This is a genomic window from candidate division WOR-3 bacterium, assembly GCA_016867815.1.
Classification (GTDB): Bacteria; Hydrothermota; Tepidihabitantia; order Tepidihabitantales; family Tepidihabitantaceae; genus UBA2258.
Window position 1 is genome coordinate 19,095 of record VGIR01000036.1, and the last position, 9,384, is coordinate 28,478.

Here is a 9,384-nt window from a genome sequence, read left to right on the forward strand (position 1 = left end):
GTCCGAGCTCTTCGTGAGCACAGACGGCGGGACCGTCTGGACACAGATGGACTCCTACTACGACGACGGAGGCTGCTGCGTTGTGCACCCGGACTCGACTGACTTGATCATCACGGGAGGCAGGGGACCGCTCACTCAGACGAACTGGTCATTCGTGGTGTCTCGCTCGCGTGACGGCGGCAGAACCTGGACACGCACGAATCCGGAGCCCTCCTCGGCCGGTTTCTGCTGGGCGCTGGCAATCGCACCTTCGCAGCCGAACGTGGTCTACGCGGGCGGCGTGATTGCGGGCGCGGCCGCGGTGTACCGTTCGACCGACTTCGGTTCCAGTTGGTCAAAGACCGCTACTGCGCCGACCGACACGGTCCTTTCGCTTGAGATCCACCCGACCGACGCAGCCCGGGTGATTGCGGCTACGCCCGACGGAGCGTTCCAGACCACCAACTCGGGTGCGACCTGGACGAACCTGCACGGCGGCAATATCCGGGTCGTCCTCCAGTATCCGGGCAGCCCGGATACGCTGCTTGCCGGCGGCGCAGCCGGCGTGTCGATCTCAACCAACGGTGGAAGCAATTGGAATCCGCTCAACGCCGGTTTGGACAGCCGCGCGGTGCTCGCGCTCAACTTCATCGAGCACGATGGCGCGTACCTGATCGCCGGTACGAAGGGCGGCGCCTGCTACGCCTGGCAGTTCGAGGCGGGAATCACGGAGCGACCGGGGACCGGAGACGGAAGACGGAGGGCAGACGTCCTGGAGGTATGGCCCAATCCGTTCATTTCGTGTTGCCGGGTTGTTGGACACGAGCGTGACGAGTTTGCCGTCTTCGATCACTCGGGTCGACACATTGAAACGGCGAAGGGTGACCGGATTGGCGCTGGGCTCGCGGCCGGAGTCTACTTCCTGCGGACAGCGCAAGCACAAGCTCAAGCGCAAGCACCAGTGCGCGTGGTGAAGACGAGATAGCAGCAGTCGGCTGCAAACGAGTCGGGGCAGGCACGCGCCTGCCCCTCTTCTTGGCAAACGACGTCGGAGGGGCGGCGCAGATGCCGTTCCTCGGTTTCATCCCGAGCCGGCCGCATCAGCCAACACCTCAGTCCTGAGTTCTTCAGGGCGACGAGTACGCTTGACTTGGCAGAGGTCGATACTATGCTCACTTCTTCTCCAATGAGTGGCGAGACCAAGCCCCCTGACAAGCTGCAGCAACTGCGTGACCGCATAGCTTCGGCCACGACTCCGGCTGAGCGCGTGGTGGCCACGATGGAACTGGCCGAGGGAATCTGGCTCAAGGATCCGGTTGCGGTCAGGCCGCTGCTGGAACAGGTGGTAGCTGAAGCCGAGGCCGTCGGCAGAATCAAGGACAAGGGCCGGGCGGCCTACATGCTCGGCGAACTTGCGCGGCGCGCGGGCGATCTCGATGCCGCGTCGCGCCATGCCGAGACGGTGTTCACGGTGGCGAATGCAACCGGCGACCTTCGGACTCGTGCGTACTGGCTCTATCTAGTCGGGACGATGAACACGGAGCGGGGTGAGCTTCAGTCCGCACTTGAGTGTTTCCAGGAGTATCTGGAGACCTTCCGGCAGATCGGGTCCAAGAAGGGTGAGTCCTTGGCACTGAACGAACTCGCATGCGTCCATGCTCTGCAGGGAGCTCTTGGCAAGGCACTTGAGTGCTACCGGCAATGTCTGGCAGCAAGTACCAGAGCCGGAGACGCGCATGGCCGGGCAACGAGTCTGTACAACATCGGCTGGACCCTTGCCGCCATGGGCCGCTGGACCGAGGCAACCGAGGACTTCTATCGGTCAATCTCGCTGTGCGAGGAGCACGGGTTCTCTGACCCGCTGGCGGCGGCTCGAAACGCGCTCGGTGAGCTCTCACTCAAGCGGTCTGAGTACGACCACGCTGTGCTCATGTTCCGCGCGGTGATCGAAGCAGAGCGGCAACACCGGCGAGCCGGAGGCGTGTACCGAGAGGCTCTCACGAATCTGGGTTGGACTCACTTCCGTAAGGGAGACCTCGCTCGGGCAGAGGACGTCCTGAGCGAAGCCGCTCGGTTGTGCGAGGAGCCCGGAGACCGCCGCATGCTGGCGACCGCATGCTGCCGCCGGTCCGAGGTGGCGCTGGCTCGGGGCCGACTCGATGCAGCCTGGGAATTGCTGGTTCAGGCTATGCATCACTCGACCGACCTGCGTCTACCAACAGAAAAGGGCGAGACACTCCGCGTTCAGGCGCTTCTTACCTCGGCCCGTGGCGACCCGGCCCAAGCCCTTGATTTCTTCAGCCGGTCCGAAGCCGTGCTGGGGCCGCTCGGCGATACGTTCGAGCTCGCCATCGCACGGCTGCAGCATGGCCGAGAACTCATCGAAGTGAATCGGCCGGAAGAGGCCCGACCCCTGCTTCAGGCCGCGGCTCAGACGTTCCGCCGACTCGCCGTTGTAGCCGAGGCAGAAGAGGCAACCATGCTGCTCTACCGGCTTGAGATGGACACCGACCGCAATGCCGCTCTGCTCCAGGGGCTGCTCAGCATCACCGCCCTGGAGCTGGTGCCCGAGCAGTTTGTCGAGCGTGCCCTGGCGATGCTCTGTGACAACCTCCGATTTGAGCAGGGCGTGGTGCTGGCCGGCGGCCGGCCGGTGGCATTGCGCGGCAATCCGAGCTCGCCTGAGTTGGCGGGCCGAGTGACCTTGACGCAGACCGACCTGTCAATGACACTTCCGGTGAAGATGGAGGGACGTGAAGTCGGTCTTGTCTGGCTCAAACGGGCAGTCTCTCTGACGACGCGTGTCAGCCCCGAGGTCCTTGAGGTTGTGTCCCAGACACTCGCGCCCGCGCTTGCGAGGCTGAGAGAACTCGGGACAATCGAAGCCGACTGCGAACCTGAGCTCTCCGCGCTGCGGTTCCGCGGAGTGGTGGGCCGGAACCGCGAGGTGCGCGACCTGCTCGGCATCGTGGCGCGTTTGGCCGACGCTCCGGTTCCGGTGCTGATACGCGGCGAGAGCGGCACCGGCAAGGAACTCATAGCCCGCGCACTGCATGAATCGGGTCCTCGCGCCGACCATCCCTTTGTCACGGTCAACTGCGCAGCAGTTCCGGAAGCCCTGCTTGAGGCCGAGTTCTTCGGGGTCGAGGCGGGTGCGGCAACCGGCGTTGTAGCGCGGCCGGGCAAGTTCGAACAGGCGGGAAGAGGGACCATTTTCCTTGACGAAGTCGGGGACATGAGCCCTGCGCTCCAGGCCAAACTGCTGCGCGTCATCGAGGACAAGACGGTCACGCGAGTCGGTGGGACCGCCGAACGGCCGGTCGGCGCACGAATTGTCGCTGCGACGAACATGGACCTTGACCTGCGCGAGCGCGAGGGGTTGTTCCGACGCGACCTGCTGTACCGCCTCAATACGGTTCAGCTTGTCCTGCCGCCGCTGCGTCGTCGGCAAGAGGACATTCCAGTTCTGACCAGGTATTTCATCGCCCGCGCAGCTCAGGAATACGATCGACGGACCCACGGCGCAAGCGACGATGTCCTGTCTTTGTTTGCCCGTTTCGACTGGCCCGGCAACATCAGGCAACTCCAGCACGTTGTCGCACGGGCAGTGTTACTTGCCGATGGTGACATGCTCCAGGTCACGGACCTTCCGCTTGACCTGAGGCAGTGTGACGCCGTTCCAGACACGCAGTCGCGAGAGAGCTTGCGCAGCCGCGTGCGTGCCAAGTCGGACGAAGCGGAGAGGGCCCTGCTTGTCGAAGCCTTGAGGCAGGCAAAGGGGAACACCTTGGAGGCCATCAAGCTCACGGGCTTCAGCCGCAGGCACTTCTTTCGTCTGCTCCACAAACACAACCTGAACCGCAACAGCGACTGACGTCAGCGGCGGGTAGTCCTGACTCACTAGTAGCCTAGGCAAGACAGTCCTTCGATCTTGAGGAGTGCCAAGAGACGGCACCAAGTGGGCATTCATGGCACTCCCGTCGCAGTCCATTGAAGGTAAATCACTTGCCTGCATCTCGGGTCGTCCTTCGTTGGGCGCAGAATGGCACCCGTGCCTTCCTCTCTCTAGGTCCAGGACCAAGCAACTAGCTAGTCCGCCGTAGCTTACGCTGCGTGCCCCTAGCCGGCATGTTTCGTGTCTAGGTGTCAGCGTGATGTCGATACAAACCAGGGATTTCGGCGATGTGGCCGCGAGGGCGCGAGAGCTCGGTTGCCAAGTTCCGGTCGGAATCGCTCTGCTTCCCGGTAACTTCGCCACGGCGGCCCACGCCGGCGGATTCTGCTATCACGCGGCCGTGCCGCTTGTGCGTTCGGCTTGGCAGCGCATCGGTTTCGAAGACGAAGGTCCCGCCGCGCGGGACACGTCCGGCGAAAATGGGGACTGTACCGCAGCACATCCGATGGGCTGCTCCGAGGGACTGCCCCCTTTTTCGCGGCCCCAGGCCGAGCGGTCGGATCACGTCACCAGCGAGAGCACCAAAGCCGAGTCACGTATGAGTGATTCGGGGTTGGCGACCAGTTCTGGAATCCGGACCCCAATCCCTAGCCCCCAACCCCCAGCCCCTTTTCCCTGCGATGTTCCACTCGTGGTCTTCTTCGGCGCCAGTCTGCTCGGCGACCAGCCGTGGCGCGTAACAGTCGCGCTCGGGTTGGTTTCGTCGGTGCTCGCGTCTCAGGCTCGCCGCACAGGCGAGAGGGGTGTTCGACTGGATGTCGTAGTGGAGCGGCCGCGCGATCGCGGCTACGCCTGCATCGAGTACAGGGGCGATGCGTTCGGGGTCGTCCCACTGGTCAGAGATGTACGGCGAGTCTGGACCGGCGAATGAGCCGAGCAGCCAGGCCTTCGGTTTGTGCCCGCGTCCCGGGAATCGAGCCGATTCAGTGGGTCATGCAACAGACAAGAAAAGGGGCAGCACCTGCAATCCCGGCCAGGAAGAACAGGTTCAGAGTTGGACTCTGTGCTGCCCGAGAGATTGTAGCCCGGATGTAGAAGGAAGCAAGCAGGGGATGGCAAGACTATGAGCGGTCTTCAGCCGCCGGTGCTACAAGCAACGGTAGTCCTGGCCGGCTCTGCATCCCGGCACCGGGTACGAGGTCCGTGGGGCACTCTAAGGTGCTCGAGTGCGCCCTGAGCAAAAGACCTGAAAGGAGGCTTTCATGCTCAAGTGCACGGTAGTCAGCATAATGCTCGTGGCGGCCGCGGTCATGGGCTGGGAGCAGCCGGACAGCTCCGGCCGTGTCCCGGTCAACAACGAGGCGAACGCGCACCTTGCATGGGGAGACAGCCTTGTCTGGGGAATGTTCCCCGTCAATGCGCAAAACAAGACCTACATCATGACCTTCCCCCGCATCTACGAGTACGTACACCAGGGGGACACCCTGGATTCGCTAGGGTGGGATACGACGTTCACGGTTGGCGTGCACCTTCACAACACCAGTATCACGTTCCAGTGGCTCGAGCAGCCGGTCGTCTGGTTCGGCGGCACAAACCCAACGGTCTCAAAGCTCTACTGGTACACAAGCGACAGCGGTCAAAGTGGCCAGGTCGTCATCGACACTTTCTCCTTCGCAGACGGCGCGAGCATCGTCTACGTGCCCAATGAGGACTACTCATCGGTGTACTGGCCGGTGCCGGGGTGGATATACTGCCTTCCCGGTGACACCACGGCTTTCTGGCGATACTCGATTCCCGCGCTGTTCCCTCCGAACCTTGATCCGTATGGCTACCACCCCGGGCCGGGCGCAACCATCGCTGACCAGACGCCGCTGTTCAAGTGGGGAAGCACGGCTACCACAGCATATCGTTTGCTGGTTTCGACCCAGTCGGATTTCAGCGACACAGTGATCGACGAACAAGTCTCCAGTCCGGAGCACGAGCCGCCTTCGAATCTCGCCAATGGAACCTACTACTGGCGTTCCGCCGCCTGGATCGGCGGTGCGTGGTCCTGGTGCGCCGGCACGCGCAACTTCACCCTCGACGGCGGATGGGAGACGATCGCGAGTATTCCCCATGCGCCTCTGCAGGACGGTTCCTGTATGGCCTACGACAAGGGCAGCTTCGGCTCCAACGTCAGGTCGATCATCGCCATCGTCGACGGTTACAGCACCTACTACACCAATAGATACGACATCGGTCAGAACACTTGGGTGTCGCTTGACAACGCCCCACTGGATCCCGAGCCTGGCACGTCGATCACGACGCGCACGCCAGTGCAGGACGAGCTTTCCCCGGTCGTGATGGCCGCGTTCGCCGGCCAAGACCATGGCGAGGACGCACCTTACATCTACGACAATGCTCGTCAGCAGTACCAACGCTGGTATGTGTGGGACGACGACAGCGGGGAGCCGTTCCATAACTCGTACTATCCCTACGACATCGACATGGGGTCCTCGATGGTCATAGGCGCCGGTGACACCATGTACCTGCTGCCGAGTTCGAACACCCAGGCCTTCTACTGGGTGGATGGTCCGAACGCGTACGGGGATGGGCAGCAGGCCGCGGTCTCCCGGAAGGGCGTGACCGGCGCACACTTGGTCACCAGCCGCGAAGGGATTGAGATCGCGTATCAAGTGCCAACTTCGGTGCATGTTCGAGCGTCACTGCTAGATGTGGTCGGCAGGCAGATCGGCTACCTCGACGCCGGGGAGCAGAAGCCAGGAATGCATCGGCTCAGCTGGAGATGCAATGCTGAAGGTCGCAGCTTGAGCGCGGGAGCCTACTTCGTGCTGCTTGACATCGGTGCGAAGCAGCTTACGCTCAAGGCCGTAGTGAAGTAATCAACTCTTTCGGAGGGGCGGGGCTTCCCGCCCCTCCGGGATTGGAGTGCTCATGTCCAGACTCGCACTGCTGTTGCTTCCCGCACTGCTCTTCGCGCAGGTTGAGATCGATACCGTCATCAGATTCTCGAAGCTGGTCGGGAGTGGCTGTTTCTTTCCCGATCTGAACAAACTCTACGTTGACTACTGCGATGGTGTCTACGCTGTGCTCAATTGTTCAACGTATGAGATAGAATCGGAGATGCCAGCACTGTCCTTTCTCGACCACTACTCCTGGAACTGGCGCAGGCAGAAGCTCTACGTAACCTGCAATCCGCGTCCGGAGAGCACGATGGTTGTTGACGTCGCGGCCGACTCGGTCATCGGATGGCTTGAAGTCTGCCGTGAGTGGCACTCGGACGTCTACCTCAGTGACATTGACCGCCGGTACAAGCCGGCAGTGGACACGCTCTACGAATATGATTGCGCCACCGACACGGTGACACGCCGGTTGCCGGTGCACAGCACCTGTGCGTCGTGGGATTCGGTCGGCCGCAAGCTCTACGTGGGACAGGGCTCGCTCAAGAAGCTCTATGTCTACGACTACCTGGAGGACTCGTGTCTGAAGGTCATAGACGTGGGCGCGATCAGGGCTTCCAAGCCCGACGCTTGCGTATTCAGTCGTAGCTCCCGCAGGGCATACGTATCGTCAGAGCAGTTTGAGCTATCGTATGCCGACGTCGGCATAGTCGACACCCAGCGGGATACGCTACTCAGCGTGCTCCCAGTGCGAATACGCCGGGGATTCTACAAGCAGGTTGCCGTGGACGAGACGGATGACAAGGTGTACATGACCGACTGCGACGGCTGGTACGATCACCCGGACACGATGTGGGTTATTGACTGCGCCACGGACTCGGTTCTGAAGAAGTTCGAGTGCGTGCGCCAGGGAAACACCAGCAAGTGCATTCGGTGGGTACCTTGGAGCAACCGGGTGTACGTACTAGTCGATGACCCCGGTCAGACCCACGAGGGCTATCTTGTGGTCATCGACTGCAACACCGACTCGGTAATCGTGCCGGGCATGTTGCTCGGGGGGATGCTCTATGACATTCAGCTCGACCCGATTCGCCAGCGGATATTCGTCATCGGCGATTCCAACAAGGTCTATGTCCTGCGCGACGTGGAAGGCGGCGTGGTTGAGGAGTCGGCTCCGGTTTCCTCAGCATCTAAGTCGGGACTGCTCGTACAGCCGATATCGCGTGGCTACGAAGTGAGCTATTCGATCGGGTCGCCGTGCCGAGTCGACCTATCAGTCTACGACTTGATCGGGCGGGAAGTCAGGCGTCTCGTCGCGGAAGAGCAGCCGGCAGGAGATCATCGAGTTCTGTGGAACTGCCGAGACAGTGTCGGCAGTCCCGTCCCACGCGGCGTGTACTTGGTCCGTCTCGACACGCCCGACTTCACCGACGCCAGAAAGGCAGTGGTGACGAGATGAACCGAAGCGAACAAGCCCGAATGCTCATCGGCTTGACCATGCCCGGAAGCGGTCCTGCCGCGGGAGCCGCCGCTCCGCCGCGAGTTCCGTGTCCTTCCGGGCAGCGATGGCTCGCCGTGAAAGGGACGCTGACAAGAGCACGACGCTGGAGCCGCGAGCATAGTCTGGACAGCTTTCACACGGTTTACTGGCTTGCGATGTTCGCCTGCTGTTCTCTGTTCGGCCTCATGGTCGGGGGCTATGTGGGGTTCATGGAGAACGCCACTTCGCACGCAGCCCCGCCGCACTCGTTCGCACAACTGGCCGCGACGGATGTAGGCTGGGCTGCCAAGATGAGGCAAGACTGGCTGGCATCGCACCCGCGTGAGTCGGCAGGGAGGCGCGGGCGAGAGACTCACTGGCAGCGTCTTATCAAGAGCACAGCTACTGACAGCGGACTTGGCGGCAGACCGTCACCGACGACGCTCGGCGGGCCCTTCGTCCGCCTCGACGCGCCAGTCGCCGGCGGCGCTCCAAGCCTTCCGAACCACGAGAGCGAATGAGAGTTAGGGGAACCGAAGCTCTGACTACGGAAGATCGGATGAACCAAAGGGCAGCACCTGCAATCCCGGCCAGGAAGAACAGGTTCAGAGTTGGACTCTGTGCTGCCCGAGAGATTGTAGCCGGGATGTAGAAGGAAGCAAGCAGGGGATGGCAAGACTATGAGCGGTTTTCAACCGCCGGTGCTTTCGGGCAACGGTAGTCATGGCCGGCTCTGCAACCCGGCACCGGGTCCGAGACAGTGGCACACCCCAGGGCGCACAAGGCGTGCCGACAACTTGAGCAAAGGAGGATAACCATGCTCAAGCACACGATAGTCTGTGTAATGCTCCTGGCCGCGGCGGCCATCGCCTGGGATCAGTTGGATCCAGTGGAATACCCTGCCGAGGTGCAGGCCGGTAGCGCCATCACCTACGGGGATGGCAAGATCTGGGGTATCTTCCCCGATCCGTCAGACTCATCATCGACGTACTTCGAGTACTATGATCCGTACGATGCAGGTGGTCCGAGGTGGGTATACCCAGGCGAGGCATACGATCTCTGTTTCCTCGGAGACCCGGCAATCACCTTCAACTGGCGGTTCGGTGGCGAAGTCCTGGTTGTTGGGAATG

General features: G+C 62.0%; 7 protein-coding genes. All 7 read left to right on the forward strand.

The annotated features are described in order from the left end of the window. Window positions 1-13 precede the first annotated feature (13 nt). Window positions 14-964, forward strand: a complete 951-nt coding sequence (locus FJY68_07070) for a hypothetical protein (protein MBM3331600.1) — start codon at window positions 14-16, stop codon at window positions 962-964. A gap of 183 nt (window positions 965-1,147) precedes the next feature. Beyond that, complete coding sequence (locus tag FJY68_07075) at window positions 1,148-3,853, forward strand: tetratricopeptide repeat protein (GenBank protein MBM3331601.1); 2,706 nt, start codon at window positions 1,148-1,150, stop codon at window positions 3,851-3,853. A 280-nt stretch (window positions 3,854-4,133) separates the two neighbouring features. Beyond that, window positions 4,134-4,805, forward strand: a complete 672-nt coding sequence (locus FJY68_07080; GenBank protein ID MBM3331602.1) for a hypothetical protein — start codon at window positions 4,134-4,136, stop codon at window positions 4,803-4,805. Between the two features lie 331 nt (window positions 4,806-5,136). Next, window positions 5,137-6,756, forward strand: coding sequence for a hypothetical protein (locus FJY68_07085; GenBank protein MBM3331603.1), 1,620 nt, complete (start codon window positions 5,137-5,139; stop codon window positions 6,754-6,756). Window positions 6,757-6,808: 52 nt separating this feature from the next. Then, window positions 6,809-8,233: a hypothetical protein gene (locus FJY68_07090; GenBank protein ID MBM3331604.1), complete on the forward strand. Its 1,425-nt coding sequence runs from the start codon at window positions 6,809-6,811 to the stop codon at window positions 8,231-8,233. Beyond that, entirely contained in the window at window positions 8,230-8,775 is a 546-nt protein-coding gene (locus FJY68_07095) for a hypothetical protein (GenBank protein ID MBM3331605.1), read from the forward strand. Before FJY68_07090 ends, FJY68_07095 begins: the two co-directional genes overlap by 4 nt. A gap of 296 nt (window positions 8,776-9,071) precedes the next feature. After that, window positions 9,072-9,384: hypothetical protein (locus FJY68_07100; protein ID MBM3331606.1), on the forward strand; the 313-nt coding region annotated here is incomplete at its 3' end.